This window comes from Rhizobium sullae (genome assembly GCF_025200715.1).
GTDB classification, from domain to species: domain Bacteria; phylum Pseudomonadota; class Alphaproteobacteria; order Rhizobiales; family Rhizobiaceae; genus Rhizobium; species Rhizobium sullae.
In genome coordinates this window covers 79,373-96,934 of the sequence record NZ_CP104146.1, presented here as the reverse complement: position 1 = coordinate 96,934, position 17,562 = coordinate 79,373, and the positions used below count along the sequence as shown (strand labels likewise).

Annotated in this window: 10 protein-coding genes and 5 pseudogenes; 10 read left to right on the top strand and 5 right to left on the bottom strand. The window is 57.1% G+C overall.

Going from position 1 to position 17,562, the window contains the following annotated elements; all coding sequences use genetic code 11:
* Position 1 precedes the first annotated feature (1 nt).
* Positions 2–892: pseudogene (folD, locus tag N2599_RS36825) on the top strand (bifunctional methylenetetrahydrofolate dehydrogenase/methenyltetrahydrofolate cyclohydrolase FolD).
* Between the two features lie 66 nt (positions 893–958).
* Here the strand turns inward: folD and N2599_RS36820 are convergent.
* From N2599_RS36820 to N2599_RS36805, 4 genes and pseudogenes are all read right to left on the bottom strand, one after another.
* Entirely contained in the window at positions 959–1,879 is a 921-nt protein-coding gene (locus N2599_RS36820) for a LysR family transcriptional regulator (protein WP_260308681.1), read from the bottom strand.
* A gap of 147 nt (positions 1,880–2,026) precedes the next feature.
* A pseudogene (locus N2599_RS36815) lies at positions 2,027–2,101 on the bottom strand (IS6 family transposase); the annotation flags it as partial.
* A 73-nt stretch (positions 2,102–2,174) separates the two neighbouring features.
* Positions 2,175–2,258: pseudogene (locus N2599_RS36810) on the bottom strand (IS5/IS1182 family transposase); the annotation flags it as partial.
* Positions 2,259–2,364: 106 nt separating this feature from the next.
* Positions 2,365–3,279, bottom strand: a complete 915-nt coding sequence (locus N2599_RS36805) for a LysR family transcriptional regulator (protein ID WP_027512975.1) — start codon at positions 3,277–3,279, stop codon at positions 2,365–2,367.
* A 107-nt stretch (positions 3,280–3,386) separates the two neighbouring features.
* Between N2599_RS36805 and hglS the strand changes: the two genes are divergently transcribed.
* From hglS to ydiJ, 4 genes are read left to right on the top strand one after another with little or no spacing between them, the layout of a single operon-like run.
* On the top strand, positions 3,387–4,781 hold the full coding sequence (gene hglS / locus N2599_RS36800) for a 2-oxoadipate dioxygenase/decarboxylase HglS (protein WP_027512974.1): 1,395 nt from the start codon (positions 3,387–3,389) through the stop codon (positions 4,779–4,781).
* Between the two features lie 39 nt (positions 4,782–4,820).
* Positions 4,821–6,353 carry an L-piperidine-6-carboxylate dehydrogenase gene (gene amaB, locus N2599_RS36795; protein ID WP_027512973.1) on the top strand — a complete coding sequence of 511 codons (1,533 nt, stop codon included), beginning with the start codon at positions 4,821–4,823 and terminating at the stop codon, positions 6,351–6,353.
* An 11-nt stretch (positions 6,354–6,364) separates the two neighbouring features.
* A complete protein-coding gene (locus tag N2599_RS36790) occupies positions 6,365–7,600 on the top strand; it encodes a pyridoxal phosphate-dependent aminotransferase (RefSeq protein ID WP_027512972.1) in 1,236 nt (411 codons plus the stop codon).
* 12 nt (positions 7,601–7,612) lie between these two features.
* Positions 7,613–10,654 carry a D-2-hydroxyglutarate dehydrogenase YdiJ gene (gene ydiJ, locus N2599_RS36785; RefSeq protein WP_027512971.1) on the top strand — a complete coding sequence of 1,014 codons (3,042 nt, stop codon included), beginning with the start codon at positions 7,613–7,615 and terminating at the stop codon, positions 10,652–10,654.
* Between the two features lie 37 nt (positions 10,655–10,691).
* Here the strand turns inward: ydiJ and N2599_RS36780 are convergent, their stop codons facing one another.
* Positions 10,692–11,123 (bottom strand): Lrp/AsnC family transcriptional regulator, encoded by a 432-nt coding sequence (locus tag N2599_RS36780; protein ID WP_027512970.1) that lies wholly within the window; start codon positions 11,121–11,123, stop codon positions 10,692–10,694.
* Between the two features lie 139 nt (positions 11,124–11,262).
* On the opposite strand from N2599_RS36780, the gene N2599_RS36775 reads away from it, so the two are divergent.
* The 5 genes and pseudogenes from N2599_RS36775 to N2599_RS36755 form a co-directional block, all read left to right on the top strand.
* Positions 11,263–12,366, top strand: a complete 1,104-nt coding sequence (locus tag N2599_RS36775; protein ID WP_260308686.1) for a saccharopine dehydrogenase family protein — start codon at positions 11,263–11,265, stop codon at positions 12,364–12,366.
* A 196-nt stretch (positions 12,367–12,562) separates the two neighbouring features.
* Positions 12,563–13,918, top strand: a complete 1,356-nt coding sequence (locus N2599_RS36770; protein ID WP_027512968.1) for a Glu/Leu/Phe/Val family dehydrogenase — start codon at positions 12,563–12,565, stop codon at positions 13,916–13,918.
* 16 nt (positions 13,919–13,934) lie between these two features.
* Positions 13,935–15,167 (top strand): DUF3422 domain-containing protein, encoded by a 1,233-nt coding sequence (locus tag N2599_RS36765; RefSeq protein WP_037143491.1) that lies wholly within the window; start codon positions 13,935–13,937, stop codon positions 15,165–15,167.
* A gap of 355 nt (positions 15,168–15,522) precedes the next feature.
* Positions 15,523–16,919: pseudogene (gene sthA / locus N2599_RS36760) on the top strand (Si-specific NAD(P)(+) transhydrogenase).
* A 194-nt stretch (positions 16,920–17,113) separates the two neighbouring features.
* Positions 17,114–17,253 (top strand): annotated as a pseudogene (locus N2599_RS36755) (IS630 family transposase); the annotation flags it as partial.
* Positions 17,254–17,562 lie beyond the last annotated feature (309 nt).

The window sequence follows — 17,562 nt, the reverse complement described above, 5'->3', positions numbered from 1 at the left end:
TATGGCAAACGCGATTGTAATCGACGGAAAGAAAGCGGCGGCGAAGGTTATCGACGCCGTGCAGGCCGCAGCATCGGTGCTTGAGGCCGAGACCGGTGTGAAGACCGGTCTGGCCGTGGTGATCGTCGGTGATGATCCGGCGAGCCACACCTATGTCAGCGCCAAGGGCCGGATGGCCAAGGATTGCGGCTTCAATTCCGGCCGAGACGACACAGGACCAACTCGCAAAGCTGGTGGCCTCGCTGAACGAGGATGCGTCCATTCATGGCATCCTGATGCAACTGCCGCTGCCGAAGCATTTGGATGCCGATGCGATCATCCAGTCGATCAAGCCGGAGAAGGATGTCGATGGCCTGCATGTGGTCAACGCCGGCAAGCTGGCAACGGGCGATCTCGCGACCGGGCTGATTTCCTGCACGCCAGCCGGCGCGATGCTTTTGGTTCGCTCCATCCACGGCAAGGACTTGTCGGGGCTCAATGCTGTCGTCATCGGCCGCTCCAACCTGTTCGGCAAGCCGATGGCGCAATTGCTGCTGAATGCCAATGCGACTGTCACGACGGCGCATTCGCGGACGAAGGATCTCGCCTCCGTGGCACGCGCGGTGCCGATATCCTGGTGGCGGCCGTCGGCCGTCCGGAGATGGTGAAAGCGGACTGGATCAAATCAGGAGCAACAGTCATCGACGTCGGTATTAATAGGATCGATGCGCCGGAGCGGGGCGCGGGCAAGAGCCGGCTAGTGGGCGATGTCGCCTATGATGAGGCATCCGAAGTCGCCGCAGCGATCACGCCTGTTCCCGGTGGTGTTGGCCCGATGACGATCGCCATGTTGCTGGAGAATACCATCATAGCGGCTTACCGCGCAAACGGCCTGACGCCGGAGCTCCTTTAGGATCGAGAAACGTCGCCAAGGCGAGATAGGGACCCATTATGCCACTGAGCAATATCCCATCCAACCTCATTCTCCCAGCTGTGCTCTTAATTGCTGCTTCACGGTTGCCGTCACTTCGTGAAGCACTTTGACGAATAGATCGGCGTGGGTAGATCGAAGCCCTTCCGCTGGCCTCCAGAGAGTAACCTGGTACGGTACGCGGACACTCAGCCTCTTCAGGACGACACCTTTCTTGCAGTAGTGAGCAGCCGTAAAAGGGTTAACGATCGAAACGCCTACTCCAGCCGCGACCATCGAGCAGACGCCAGTTGCGGTTGTTGTTTCTACCGAATAACGGCGCGAAATTCCTTCAGCATCGAAAATGTCATCGAGCTTGCGGCGATAAGGATCTTCTTGCGAGAAGTACACGAACTCCACGCCTTCAAAATCGCTCGGTCGAATGATATTTTTTTCCACCAAACGATGCCCTGCTGGAAGCACGCATAACAATTCGCCGACGTCAATTTTCTCAGTCGTCGTTACGTCGTGCTCATAGCTTCCCTCGGTCAATCCGACGTCAAACATTTGAGTGGTGAGGTCGTGTCGAAGTGGGACTTCTTCGAGCGAGTGAACGGAAAGAAGGACCCGCGGACGACTATCGAGAAACCGCCTCGCCACGACGGGCATAAGTGCTTCTGCGTAAGCAGGGATACAGGCAATCCTAAGATAGGCACCGTCATGACCCCTAATCGCGATCGCCACGCGGCTGATTTCCTCCATTCCCACAAACGAGCGAGCAACCACCGAATGAAGCAGTTGCGCCTGATTCGTGGGCGTCAGTCGTTTGCCAAACCGATTGAAAAGATCAAATCCGATCTGTCGTTCAAGGTCCCGCAACTCGCGGCTCACAGTAGGCTGGGATGTCCTCAGAGAGGTTGCGGCTGCTGTAACGCTCTTATTGACCATGATAGCATTGAAGATCTCCATCTGGCGCTGGTTAATCCGCACGTTTTCCCCCTTGTATATCGAAATTAAATCAATGCCGCATCCGCAGTGTACCTTTTGGCATGATCTCTGTCGACAGGGTTGAGATTTTTAGCCGACCAATTACCAAAATGATTCGAAGGGGGCGTGTCTCAAAGATTTTCGGGGACTCGCTTCAAACTGCCGTCCCTTGAAATCGTCCTTCGATTGGCGTTTCAGATTTTCGGCAATGGTATTGAGAATCATGAAACGGCGCTCCAACAAATCGGAGCGATTCATCATCCAAATCCGCGTTAACAGAGAAACTTTGCGACACGCCCGACCATTCCCTATCCGTAACGTCACTTGCATGACGCCCTGCCCGTCGGCCATATTGGTGACGGGTGAAATCAGTCCAGCCCATTGCGGTCTCCATCGAATCCTCGCGAGAGTGCTATGCTGAGACCTTGAAGTCGACATCAGCCAAACCCGGGAGAAGAATCCCGTTCGAGTGGCGGCAGTCGAGCAGTTCACCCCTTTGGACAGATCGGCGGCGAGGATGTTTCAATCTGACCAATTAGCCACTTCTCAAACTGCTCGGCGCCCACCTGGGCACGCTTCTTTTCAGGACGAACGACGTAATACGCGTTCTCTGTTGACATAGGGTTGTCCAGGACGGACATGAGCGTGCCGTCGCGAAGTTCGCGCTCGATCAGGTAGGTAGGAAGAAGCGCAACACCGAGGTCGGTGATCGCCGCAGATGTGATCATGGACAATTGATCAAAGCGAGGTCCTTGATATGCGTTCGACAGTGGGATGCTATGATACGCCGACCAGTCCGTCCAAAGCTTTGGTCTCGTGATCAAGTGTAGTAGCGTAGCGTCCTGGATCAGATTAATGTCTTGGCGGAGACGATACGCTGAGTTTCGCGCAGCCACCGGCAACACGGCCTCGTGGCAAAGAAAAGCGGCGGTCGCACCTGCCCATGTAGGTTGCCCGAAGTGGATAGCCAGATCAAAGTTCTCCTCCGAAAAACTGAATGGACTTGAACGCGACTCAATTGATAAAGCGGTATCTGGGTGCGTCGCGAGGAAACTGCTGAGCCGTGGTACCAGCCATTTCGCTCCGAACGTCGGGAGCGTGGCAATCCGCAAGGACGAGGTCATCTTTCCAGCTGCCACGGCGCCGATCATCAGCCTCTCGGATTGCACGAGCAGCTGTTTGACCTCGGGTAAAAGGCGTTGACCGGCATCGGAAAGCACGACGCGGCGGCGGACCCGCTCGAACAGCGTCAATCCTGTCTGTTTCTCGAGTTCAGCGATCTGCCTACTAATAGCACCTTGGGTGAGATGTAGCTCCTCGGCCGCGCGCGAGAAGTTCTCATGCCGGGCGGCGCACTCAAACGCTTGCAGATTGACTATGTCTGGGATCAGGCTTCTGCGCATCTATTCCATTTCCTCATCAACATAATAGGAAGCCTCACAACACGACAAAAAAATTCGGCCTATTGTGATCATCAGGAATAATAGCCACTTACAAAAGGATTTCCACCATGACGGCGAAGGTTTCCGCTAGCGATATCCGTACCTCGTTTTCGAGTGCAATGTCCGCAATGTATCGGGATGAAGTTCCGGCCTATGGCACGCTGATGGAACTGGTGGCTCGCGTCAATGACGAGACGCTGACAAGCGATCCCGAGCTCAAGGCCCGGCTCGAGGCGACCGACAACCTGCAACGCATTTCCGAAGAGCGCCACGGCGCCATCCGTCTCGGAACGGCGGCGGAACTTGCCATGATGCGACGCATCTTCGCCGTCATGGGCATGTGTCCCGTCGGCTACTACGATCTCTCGACAGCGGGTGTGCCGGTTCACTCGACGGCTTTCCGGCCGGTGGGTGAGGTCGCCCTCAAGCACAATCCCTTCCGCGTCTTTACATCGCTCCTACGCCTCGATCTGATTGCGGACGAAGCCTTGAGAAATGAGGCAGCAGTTATCCTCGCCGAGCGCCAGATCTTCACGCTGCGCGCCGTGGAGCTGACGACGAAGGCAGAGGCCGAGAGTGGCCTGTCTGAAGAGGATGCGGAGCAGTTCGTCGCCGAGGTCCTCGAAACCTTCCGCTGGCACGACAAGGCCAATGTCGCTCTCTCTATGTACCACCGCTTGCACGATGCCCATCGCTTGATCGCCGACGTGGTGTCGTTCAAGGGGCCGCATATCAACCACCTGACACCGCGCACGCTGGACATCGACAAGGTGCAAGCACTGATGCCGGAGTACGGCATCGCGCCCAAGGCAGTCGTTGAAGGTCCGCCGACACGCAAATGCCCGATCCTCTTGCGCCAAACCTCGTTCAAGGCGTTGGAAGAGCCGGTCTCCTTCCAGGATGGCAAGGGTGGCTGGAAGGACGGTACCCACACCGCCCGCTTCGGCGAGATCGAGCAGCGCGGCGTGGCGCTCACCCCGAAGGGGCGTGCGCTCTATGACAAGCTGCTCGACGATACTCGCAAGGTCGTTCGTCCCACGGCCGATGGCTCTAATGCCGTAGCCTACGAGGCCGCTTTGGCGGATACGTTCCAGGCTTTCCCGGATAACTGGGCCGCAATCCGAGCCGAGCGACTCGGTTATTTCAGCTACTCGTTGACCGAGAAGGCGAAGATGTCTCTTCCTTCGGGGACCAGAGATCGCGATACACTGATCGCGGAAGGCTTCATTCGTTTCGACCCGATCGTCTACGAAGACTTTCTGCCCGTGAGCGCCGCCGGCATCTTTCAGTCCAACCTCGGTGACGGCGCGCAGCAGGAATTCATCGCCAGCCCGAACCAGAAGCGGTTCGAGGCGGATCTCGGCGCTGAAGTCTTGAACGAATTCGATCATTACGAAGGCATCGAAAAGGCTTCGTTTGAAGCCTGCCTCAAGGCACTGCAGACGCGGGCCGCCGCCGAGTAATCTTTGCCCGAACCCGCACAGTCCACGGAGTTTCCACTGATGAATATCGCTACCAAAAACCTCCCCATCGCCGAGGAAGCCGCTGCCATCCTGGAGCGTCTCGGCGTCGAAAGAGCCGCCTATACCGGCGGTGACTTGAAGGCCTTTTCACCTATCACCGGCGAGCAAACCGCAAGCCTCAAGACCGTCACGGCCAGCGATGCGGCGGCGATGATCAATCGCGCAGACAACGCCTTCCGTGCTTGGCGTCTCGTGCCTGCGCCCAAGCGCGGCGAGCTCGTGCGCTTGTTCGGCGAAGAGCTTCGCTCTGCCAAGTCCGATCTCGGTCATCTCGTGTCCATCGAGGCGGGCAAGAGCCCATCCGAAGGCCTGGGCGAAGTGCAGGAGATGATCGACATCTGCGATTTCGCGGTCGGCCTTTCCCGCCAGCTTTACGGCCTGACCATCGCGACCGAGCGCCCTGGGCACCGGATGATGGAAACCTGGCATCCGCTCGGCGTCATCGGCATCATTTCGGCCTTCAACTTCCCCGTCGCTGTGTGGGCCTGGAACACCGCACTGGCGCTCGTCTGCGGCAACAGCGTCGTCTGGAAGCCGTCCGAGAAGACGCCGCTGACCGCGCTGGCCGCGCAAGGCATTCTTGAACGTGCTCTCAAGCGCTTCGGTGAGGGGCCGGAGGGCCTCGCACACGTTTTGATCGGCGACCGCGCCATCGGTGAAGTGTTGGTCGATCATGACAAGGTACGCCTGGTTTCGGCCACGGGTTCGACCCGCATGGGCCGCGAAGTCGGACCGCGGCTTGCCAAGCGCTTTGCACGTGCCATCTTGGAGCTCGGCGGCAACAACGGTGGCATCGTCTGCCCGTCGGCCGATCTCGACATGGCGCTGCGCGCCGTCGCGTTCGGGGCCATGGGCACGGCTGGCCAGCGCTGCACTTCGCTGCGTCGACTCTTCGTCCACGACAGCGTCTACGACAAGCTCGTGCCGCGCTTGAAGAAGGCCTATGCCAGTGTTTCCGTCGGCAATCCGCTGGATGGCGGTGCACTCGTCGGTCCGCTGATCGATCGGCTCGCTTTTGATAACATGCAGAAGGCACTAGTCGAGGCGAAGATGCGTGGTGGCACGGTTCATGGCGGCGAGCGCGTCGAAACCGGCCATGCTGATGCCTATTATGTCAAGCCGGCTCTGGTCGAGATGCCGGCTCAAGACGGTCCGGTGCTAGAAGAAACCTTCGCGCCCATTCTCTACGTGCTGAAGTACAACGATTTCGAAGCCGTGCTCGCCGACCACAATGCGGTGGGTGCCGGGCTGTCGTCTTCCATCTTCACCCTGGATATGCGCGAAGCAGAACGCTTCCTCGCGGTTGACGGCTCAGATTGCGGTATCGCCAACGTCAATATCGGCACGTCCGGCGCCGAAATCGGCGGAGCATTCGGCGGTGAAAAGGAAACCGGCGGTGGCCGCGAATCAGGTTCCGATGCTTGGAAGGCTTACATGCGCCGCGCCACCAACACCGTCAACTACTCGAAAGCTCTCCCCCTGGCTCAGGGCGTTTCTTTCGACATCGAATAAGGCTGAACGTCATGACGATTACGACAAAAGTTGAGGAGGCGGGCTTTCGGCCAGCCTCGCGGATCGCTGGTGTTGGGGTGTCCAAGATCCTGCAGATCGGCGCCAAGGCTGCCGCGATGAAGCGCGAAGGGCTGCCGGTGATCATTCTCGGCGCGGGCGAGCCTGATTTCGATACTCCGGACCACATCAAGAAGGCCGCGAAGGTGGCCATCGATGCGGGCGAAACCAAGTATACTGCCCTCGACGGCTCGCCTGCTCTGAAGCAGGCCATCGTCGGCAAGTTTCGCCGTGAAAACGGGCTCGACTACAGCGTGGACGAGGTGACCGTCGGCGCCGGCGCCAAGCAAATCCTGTTCAACGCCTTCATGGCGACGATCAATCCGGGTGACGAGGTCATCATCCCCACCCCTTATTGGACGTCGTATTCCGACATCGTCGAAGTGTGTGGCGGCACCTCAGTGCTTGTTCCCTGCGATGCCGGCGCCCGTTTCCGCCTGCAGGCTGAACAATTGGAGAAGGCAATCACGCCAAAGACCCGCTGGGTACTGCTGAATTCCCCTTCCAATCCGTCGGGGGCCGCCTATAGCGCCGAAGACTACCAGCCGCTGATTGAGGTGCTACTGCGTCACCCGCAGGTCTGGCTGATGGCCGACGACATGTACGAGCACATCATCTACGACGACTTCACATTCGTGACGCCGGTGGCGCTGGAGCCTCGGCTGAAAGAGCGGGTGCTGACCATTAACGGTGTATCGAAGGCTTATGCCATGACCGGGTGGCGCATCGGTTATGCCGGTGGACCCAAGGCACTCATCAAGGCCATGGCGGTGATCCAGAGCCAGGCCACGTCATGCCCGTGCTCCGTCAGCCAGGCGGCCGCAATCGCCGCGTTGAACGGTCCGCAGGAATTCCTCAAGGACCGGCGGGCCAGCTTCAAGCAGCGTCGTAATTTGGTGGTCAGCCGCCTGAATGCCGTGGATGGTCTGGAATGCCGCACGCCGGAGGGCGCATTTTATACCTATTCTGGCTGTGCAGGCGTGCTAGGCAAGACAACCCCAAAGGGTAAGAAGATCGTTACTGATGCGGATTTCACCGACTACCTCCTGGAGGAGGCGCATGTCGCCGTCGTGCCGGGATCGGCCTTCGGTTTGTCGCCTTTCTTCCGCATCTCCTATGCTATGTCGGAGGTGGAACTTGTGGAGGCGCTCGATCGGATCGAAACGGCTTGCGCGGCTTTGCAAGGATAAGTTGGTCGAGCCATGATCCCGCGTCTCGAACATCCCGTTTCCGCTGAACCCGTTTCGGCAGGTTTCTTCGGGCAATTGATCGAAGCCGGCTTCGCTGGTGATATCGAGACGCGAGCCTCCACGCGCACCGTCTATGCCACGGACAATTCCATCTACCAGGTGGAGCCGCAGGCCGTTCTCTTTCCCCGTGGCGCGGAGGATCTGCAAACCCTTGCCCGCCTGCTGGCGAAGCCGGCTTTTGCTGGTCTTGTGGTCGCACCCCGCGGCGGCGGCACGGGTACGAACGGACAATCACTGACGAGCGGCATCGTCGTCGACTGTTCTCGGCACATGAACCGCGTGCTTCAGATCGATCCGGTCCGGCGCGTGGCTCGGGTGCAAGCGGGGGTGGTCAAGGACCAGTTGAACCGAGCTCTGAAACCATACGGACTGTTCTTCGCCCCTGAGCTTTCTACGTCTAATCGCGCCACGATCGGCGGCATGATCTCCACGGATGCGTGCGGGCAAGGATCATGTCTGTACGGCAAGACGTCGAACCACGTGCTGGCACTTCGGGTGGTGCTGATGGACGGCTCGGATTTCTGGTCTCGGCCGGTAAGCAGCCAGGAACTCGCGGAAAGCCTTGCCCGGAAGGATAGGATTGGCGACATCTATCGCACGGTGGAGCTAATCACGCGGGGAAAGCGGGAGCGCATCGACGCGGTCTTTCCCAATCTCAACCGCTATATGACGGGCTACGACCTCGCCCATGTGCGGCGCGACGACGGCCTGTTCGATCTCAACGCGATCCTATGCGGGTCGGAAGGAACGCTTGCGTTGATCGCCGAGGCGGAGCTCAATTTGTTGCCGATTCCGACCAACACCGCGCTGATCAATATTCGCTACAGCGATTTCAACGCGGCACTCGAAGATGCCCGTAACCTGACCGCGCTCAAGGTCGCATCGGTGGAGACTATCGACGAGAAGGTGCTGTCGCTTGCCAAAGCCGACATCGGCTGGACGGCAATCAGCCGGTTCTTTCCTGAAGACGACGGACAACCTCAGAACGGAATCAACATCGTCGAAGTACTGGCCGACAACGCGGCTGAGCTCGAGCGTAAACTCGAGCATATCGTGGCGGCTCTCGACCTTGCGCACAATGGCAGCCGCCTCGGTCACACCATCGCCCGTGGGCACAAGAATGCCGAAGCCATCTGGACGATGCGCAAGCGGGCGGTGGGGCTTCTCGGCAATGTCGAAGGAGCGGTGCGACCAGTACCGTTTGTCGAGGATACGGCCGTACCGCCGGAGAACCTGGCGGCCTATATTCGCGAGTTTCGTGCCCTGCTCGACGGCTTCGGTCTGTCCTATGGCATGTTCGGCCATGTCGATGCGGGCGTCCTGCATGTGCGGCCGGCGCTCGATCTCGTCCGTCCGGACCACGTCCCGCTGGTCCGGCAGATCAGCGATGCCGTGGTCGCGCTCACGCGCAAATATGGCGGGGTCTTGTGGGGCGAGCATGGGAAGGGCGTGCGGTCGGAATATGTGCCGGAATTTTTTGGCGACCTTTACCCCTGCCTGCAGGACATCAAGCGCGCCTTTGACCCTCAGAATCGGCTCAATCCGGGCAAGATCGCCAGCGGCGATGATACGCCTCTGTTGAAAATCGACGAGGTTCCGTTGCGCGGCGATTTCGACCGCAGCATCGGCACTGAGATCCGCTCCGCTTTCGACAATGCCGCCTATTGTAACGGCAATGGCGCTTGCTTCGATTTCGACGAAACGAGCCCAATGTGTCCCTCTTACAAGGCGACGGGCGATCGGCGGCAATCACCCAAGGGGCGGGCATCGCTGATGCGTGAGTGGCTCCGACTTCTGGCTGAAAAAGGCTGTGATCCTCGTCGCGAGTCCGAGCGGCTGCGCAAATCGCCGGGTCTCCGGCAGTTGCCGCGACGCCTGTTCAATTCGCTGAACCCAGCTAATGATCAAGATTTCTCCCATGAAGTGAAGGCGGCGATGGATAGCTGCCTCGCCTGCAAGGCCTGCGCCGGCCAGTGTCCGGTGAAAGTCAGCGTTCCATCCTTTCGGTCGAAATTTCTGGAGGTCTATCACGGACGCTACCTGAGGCCCCAGAAAGATCCGCTCATCGCCTCCATTGAAGCCACACTACCACTCTTGGCGCGCGTGCGCCCCCTGTACAATCTCGTAGCATGGACTGCGCTTGGTCAAAAGCTTTTGGGTCTTGCCGGCCTTACCGCCCTGCCTGTCCTGCCAGCTCTGTCGCTGGAGAAAGAAGCAAAGCGACTGGGCGTTGCTATCGCGAGGGCGGAAAATCTGGCGAAACCCGAAGAGCGCAAATCCATTGTTGTCTTCGTGCTAGATGTCTTCACCGCACATTTTGATCCTGAGGTGGCACTTGCCGCTGTAAGGCTTGCCCGCGCTCTGGGATTCGTGCCGATGCTTGCAGCACCGCATGTCAATGGCAAGGCTTTGCATGTGCACGGCTACCTCGCCCGTTTCGAGCAGGCCGCGCGGCAGACCTCCCTTTATCTTCAGGAGCTTGCCGACCTGGGCGTGGCGCTGGTGGGGCTAGATCCCTCCATGACCCTCGCCTTCCGTAGTGAATACAAAGCGCTTGCCGGCGCGCCTCTCAAAGCAACGGTGGCGCTACCACAGGAATGGCTGGCCGGTGTGCTAGCGCGTGCCCCCATGCAGCCGGCCGTCGAGTCGCGGGACATGACGCTGTTTGTGCACTGCACTGAGCGAACAAATGCCGCAGCGTCCGTTGGCCAATGGAAGTCCGTTTTCAGGACATTGGGAATCGAGCTTCGGGTTGCCGATACTGGCTGCTGCGGCATGGCTGGCACGTTCGGCCACGAGATACGCAATCGCGCGGTGTCCGAACAGCTTTACGCGATGAGTTGGAAGCCGGTTATCGATAAGACGCAGCGTGGGGACACTCTCATGGCAACAGGTTATTCCTGCCGTTCACAGGCGAAGATCATAGATGGCTTGAGCCTGCCGCATCCGCTCCAGGTGATCGAACGCCTGATTACCCAACGTGTTAATAAGTGACCGTTCGAACCCGTCTCACTGGCGTGAGATGATATGCTCACCGACTTATTCGCGTTGACAAAATGATGGACGAAAGCGTGCGTTCAACGCCGTCGATCATGCCAATTTCGTCGACAAGCTGATCAAGCTCAGAAATCGACGGCGCTTCAACGACCGCGATAAGATCAAACGTACCGCTTACGGAGTGCAGCGACTTAACAGCGTGAATGCCTTGGATTGAAACGCAGACCTGTGCCAAGACCTTCGGCGCAAGAGTGATCATGACATGTGCTCTGGCCAAGCCCAACGAGTAGGCATCAGACAGCCGCAGGCCGTATCCCGCAATCACACCCTCTCGCTCCAAACGCTCGAGCCGCGCTTGAACCGTCGTCCTCGACAAACCCAGCTTTTTTGCCAGGCTCGCAACCGGCGCGCGCGCATTTTCGCCCAGCAGGTCTAGCAGTTCTCGATCCTTGCCCGTGATATTCATGTGCCACCTGACTTTCCGACAATACTCTACAACGATTTGCTTAAAACAATGCATCGAAAAGAGCAATTCGCCACTATTATACGGCGTTATTCTCCTTCAAATTACTGAAATCCAAATTCTCAAACGTAAGGGGACTTCAATGCAGGACGTAGTTGTCATCGGCGCAGGCAAGATCGGCGGCGCCATCGCCTTGATGCTGGCGGAAACCGGCGATTACAATGTGGTGGTTACGGATCGTGATCAGGCCCAACTGGCGAAGCTTGATAAACACTCGGCAATCTCCGGTGTACCTGTCGACATTACCGACAAGGCGGCGCTCGTCGATCTGCTCCGCGGTAAGTTCGCCGTTTTGTCCGCCGCTCCGTTCAACCTCACTGCCAAAGTCGCTGAGGCGGCTCTCGATGCTGCGGTCCACTATCTCGATCTGACGGAAGATGTCGCAACTACGAAGAAGGTCGAAGAACTCTCCAAGGGCGCAAATGTCGCCTTCATCCCCCAGTGCGGTCTGGCTCCCGGCTTTATCTCGATTGTTGCCAACGATCTGGCCAAACGTTTTGACACGTTGGACAGCGTTCGCATGCGGGTCGGTGCGCTGCCGCAATACCCGTCGAATGCTCTCAATTATAACCTTACCTGGGAGCACGACGGCCTGATCAACGAATACATCGAGCCGTGCGAGGCAATTGTAGAAGGCAAGCTCATTACGGTCCCGGCGATGGAAGAGCGGGAAGAATTCTCACTTGATGGCGTCACCTATGAGGCGTTCAACACCTCCGGCGGCCTCGGCACTCTCGCAAAGACGCTCGATGGTCGCGTCCGTACGATGAATTACCGCACGATCCGCTATCCCGGTCATCAGGCAATCATCAAGGCACTTTTGAACGACCTGAATCTCAAGAACCGCCGCGATGTACTCAAAGATCTGTTCGAAAATGCATTGCCGGCCACCATGCAGGACGTTGTCGTGATTTTCGTGACCGTCTGCGGCTGGAAGGACGGTCGCTATCTGCAGGAAACCTATGCCAATAAAGTGTATGCGAGCGTCGTCGCAGGCAAAAAGATGAGCGCCATTCAGATCACAACCGCAGCCGGCATCACGACGGTTCTTGATCTACTTGCCTCAGGAAAACTACCGCAGAAGGGGTTCGTCCGCCAGGAGGAAGTCGCGCTCGCTGAATTCCTCAACAATCGCTTTGGTCGGGTCTACGATCCCGAAGCCCTTCGCCTCAAGCAAGTGGTCTGAACAAGCCCACTGGTGAAGCGCCCGGCACCTAGAGTGTCGGGCGTGCCGATCTTGCCAGAGCTGCTCCCTTATTTGTTCGCAAACGAGCCCGTCTCCGCGTTAGCGCGAGCACGATTAGGAACTAGATCCGCAGCGAGTAGTGCCGATGAACTCTGCCAATTTCCTTGAGAGTGTCGATCAAAATTTTCGTCGTGCTATGTCCTTCCTTGATCTTCCTGAGGGACTGGCGGAACGCATCATCCAATGCAATTCGACCTATACGGTTCGTTTCGGTGTTCGGCTTCGCGGCCGCATGTACAGCTTTATTGGATGGCGCTCGGTGCACAGCGAACACTGTGAACCGGTAAAGGGCGGCATTCGCTACGCGTCCAATGCCGACGCAGAAGAAGTCGAGGCTCTTGCGGCGCTGATGACGCTCAAATGCTCGCTCGTCGACGTGCCATTCGGCGGCTCAAAGGGGGCGCTGAAGATTGACCCGCGTGAATGGACACCACAGGAACTTGAGCGGATTACCCGCCGCTTTACGCAGGAACTGAACAAGCGCGGCCTGATCGGTCCGGGCGTCAACGTTCCGGCTCCCGATATCGGAACCGGCGAACGCGAAATGGCCTGGATGATGGACGAATTCCGCCGCGCCAATCCAACCGACGTCGTCAATGCCCGGGCTTGCGTCACCGGAAAACCGCTTTCCAAGGGTGGCATCGCCGGTCGAACGGAGGCCACGGGACGGGGCGTCCAGTTCGCCATCCAGAGCTTCCTTCGCGACACCCGTACGCCGGGTCTCAATAGCCGGCGCGATCTCAAGGGCGCAGCGGTCATCGTTCAGGGCTTCGGAAATGTCGGTTATCATGCGGCAAAATTCCTGCGCGAAGAGGATGGGGCACGCATCACCGTCGTCGCTGAACGTGATGGTTACGTCGCCAATCCCGAGGGCCTTGCAATCGAAGCGCTCAAGCAGCACCAAATCCGGACCGGCAGCATTCTTGGCGTTGAAGGCGCCACGTCCTGTGCCGGCGATATGAGCGGCATCGAACAGCCCTGCGACGTTCTCATTCCCGCGGCGCTGGAGAACGCCATCCATGCGGGGAACGCCGAGCGCATCAAGGCGCACCTGATCGTCGAAGCTGCCAATGGTCCTGTTACCTTCGAGGCGGACAAGATCCTGCGTTCCCGCGGTGTGACCATTCTTCCCGATCTCTATGTTAATGCTGGCGGTGTGGTCGTCAGCTATTTCGAGTGGGTGAAGAATCTGACTCACATCCCGTTTGGGCTAATGGAGCGGCGCCGGCGCGAGCGGCGCAACCTTACCATCGCCACCGCGCTCGAACGCATGACTGGCATGGAGTTCCCGGCCGACATCCGCGATGAGTTTCTTGAAGGCGGCGCCGAGATCGATCTTGTCCGTTCGGGGCTTGAAGATGTCATGCGCAGCACCTGGGCCCGTATCGGTGATCTTCTGGAGAAACAGCCGGAACTTGAGGACTACCGAACTGCCGCGTATGTCGCGTCGATCCGACAGGTTGCCGACGCGTATGAAGCGATCGGAATCTAGGTCGAAGGGGTCTGACATGCAAAGCCGAACCATGGAAAGCTTCATCAGTCCAGATTTCAATGCTGAGCTACATGCGCGGCCATCCATTTATTTTTCTGGCCCTGCGTTGGTAGAGCATGTCGCGCTTTTGTATTCTGGCGGCGCAAGTGGTCATCAAAATGGCTCCCTTTCCTGCGCTCAGCATGAAAGCGATCGGGTTAAGACTCGGATCGAATATCACACAGAGTTTGTGACCGTCACACGAGTAACGATGTTGGCCGAGGAGGTCAGCGAGTGGCCCGAGCCCAAATTGTCCATCCCCGACATCGCTCCCCTTCTGAAGATAGCTTCTCCAACTCCCATCTGCCAAATCAGCATACTAGTGAAAGAAGAAGCACCGGGAGAACTCGGGGCAATATTATCTAAGTTTGAATTTGCAGATACCGCCGCATCATCAATTGGTGCCGGCGCAGGCCAGGTCTGTTCCGACTTTCGAGTTCGTTCAAATGGTTGGAGCCATATCTTGCTGTTTAACAACGATCTCAACGCGTACCGGTTGGGCCGAATGGTCCGCAGGATCTACGAGATCGAAACATATCGCGCGATGTCCCTGCTCGGCCTGCCCCAGGCCCGGCGCCTTGCACCGCATCTTGCGAACTTCGAAGCAACGCTCGGAGAACTGGCGGGATGCAATCAATCAGGACCTCCGCTTGAGCACAAAAAACTTCTCAATGAAATCTCGGAACTTTCTGCGGCAATCATCGCCGCCTCTGCCGAAACTCGTAGCCGCTTCGGCGCTACCGCCGCCTACGCGAAAATCGTAGAGGAGCGAATTGGAGAACTCCGCGAGACGCACGTTCCCGGCTTTCAGAGATTTGGGGTTTTCGTGTCCAGACGTTTTAAACCGGCCGTGCGAACCTGCGAAGCGACAACGGTACGGCTCGAACAATTGTCTCATGCAACAATGCATCTTCTCGGCCTCCTTCAGACGCGGATTCAAGTGGAGATCGAGTTCCAGAATTCGATCCAAATCCAGGCGATGGCAGATCGAACTGCCGTTCAACTGAAAATCCAAAGGGCGGTTGAGGGGTTCTCGATTATCGCGATCAGCTATTACGTGGTGGCATTAATCAAGGTTGCCCTTGAGGCTTTGGACCACGCCGGTTTGGAAGTGAGCGCCCTCGTGATGCTGTTCTCGATACCCGTTGTTGTTGTGACTGTGGCTGCGTCGGTTATACGTGTGAAAAGTGCTATTTCGCATCATGGTTGATTTGTTTTGTCGCTGTGCATTGGCAGAAAGGAGCGCAGAATGTCAATTAACAGGTGCGTGAGCCAAGAAAACGGCGATCTCTTAGCGAAATATCGTCCCATGGCTCTTGCAGCCTTACTCGCAGCCTTTTGTATGAAAGGCGTGAGAGGTGGTTCAACTTCGAACATCCAAACATCCGCTAAGAATCTTCTACAGATAAGATGCACAAGCCGAAGCCACGTCCAATGCCCAATGCTTGCATGGCAATGATTGAATTTGGTCGTTGACCGCCGACGACCTTGCAGCACAAGCGTCAGCCGTGCGGCGCGGCCCACCAACACTACCTAACAAGCAATGTGCCGTTTGGAATGTTTGCATGAAATTTGATCTTGTTGTTGTCGGTAGCGGTCCAGCGGGACGGTGCGCTGCAATCCAAGCAGCCAAACTCAATAAGACGGTTGTCGTAATTGAGCAAGGTCGTCAGGTGGGCGGTGCATCTGTCCACACGGGCACGATCCATCTAAGACCCTTCGAGAGACAGCCCTTAATCTTTCCGGTTGGCGAGAGCGCGGTTTTTATGGCCGATCTTATCGGGTTAAACAGCAGATCAGCGCTGAAGATTTGCGCCGCCGCTTATTCATCACCTTGAATCAAGAAGTAGAGATAATAGAGCACGATTTTGCTCGCCATCGAGTTCAGCTGATACGGGGTCACGCAAGCTTTATCAATAGACATACAATACAGGTGCTTAAAGATGATGATGAAGCAATCGAAGTGACCGGGGCAAGCATATTGCTAGCAGTGGGGACGCGCCCGTATCGACCCGATTGCATTCCCTTCGATGGCGAAACTGTATTTGACAGCAATGAAATTCTCGGAATGAACGAACTTCCGCGCTCGATGGTGGTTCTTGGTGCGGGCGTCATCGGAATTGAATACGCGTCGATCTTCAGCGTGCTTGACGTTGCTGTAACTGTGATCGATCCCAAAAAGGCTATGCTCGGCTTCATAGACGACGAGATCGTTGAAAACTTCTCTTATCAAATACGCGATCAAAATATTCGATTGTTGCTAGGACAAAGCGCGCAGAAGGTTGAGCGTTTGCCGAATGGAAAAGTGATGGTCGCAGTCGATACGGGTCGGCAAATCCTAACCGATATGGTTCTCTTTGCAGGAGGACGATTGGGCGCGACCGATGCGTTGAATCTCGCAGTAGTGGGGCTAGAAGCGGATGCGCGCGGACGTCTATTGGCAAATCCGGAGACATTCGAGACCGCAACACCAGGAGTGTACGCAGCAGGCGACGTGATCGGTTTTCCGAGCCTTGCTTCCACGTCCATGGAGCAGGGTCGTATCGCCGCGCGCGTCGCGATGGGCGCCATCGCGCAAGAGCCGCAAAAGTACTTTCCATACGGCATATATGCAGTGCCAGAGATCTCCACTTGCGGCTTGACGGAGGAAGAGATGCGAGAGCGAGGGCTCCCGTATGAATGTGGCATTGCCCGCTTTAGGGAAACGTCGAGGGGCCACATCATGGGACTTCAAACCGGCCTCCTAAAGCTGATTTTCTCTTTAAAAACCAGACGGCTGCTCGGCGTCCACATCGTAGGCGAAGGTGCCACCGAACTGATTCACATTGGGCAAGCAGTTTTAAACCTGAAGGGCACCGTCGACTACTTTGTAGAGAATACGTTCAACTTTCCCACTCTTGCAGAGGCTTACAAGATTGCGGGCTTAGACGCCTGGAATCGAATGGGGGAGAAACAAATTTGATTACAACGAACTGGACGATCACGGACCACAGAAGGAGCAGCGACGACTTGGTGGGACGACTGGATTGGCTGGCGGGATCTGGAGCGAGCGTCCCGCTTCTTCTCTAAGAGGGTCGCAGGAGCAGCACTTTTTTCTGTAGGTTACCGCGCAGTGTAAAGGCCGTTCGTGACTAGATAGATTGTCGAGGATCACGAAAGCTCAAGGCAAATCGGAGGAAGGCGGCTGAGCGGAGCGTGTCTGGTCTGTGGGACAGAGTTGGGAAAGCTTGTCGATCTTGTCGAGCCAAATGAATGCAGAAACTTACTGCAATTTATGCGGATACGATCCAACATGAAAGGGAACGCCTCTGAGCCAGCCGGCGGTCAATGGGATTTCCAAGTTGTGCGAGCACTCCACATTGAATTGCGCGCAATGCTCAACTTGGTGGTCTTAAGTTAATCACACCGCCGTCAGTTTCAGGCTGATATCTGCATCTGCGGCAGGCCGGAACCCGCATCAATACCTCTTTTCGGACGCCGCTAATATCAACGATGAATAGATAAGAGAATCTTTTTCATATATCTTTACTGATAACTATAATTGACTTAACGCCAGGGTCGAAATAAGCTCTGTACGGTAGGCATCGTCCTACTGTCTATGATTG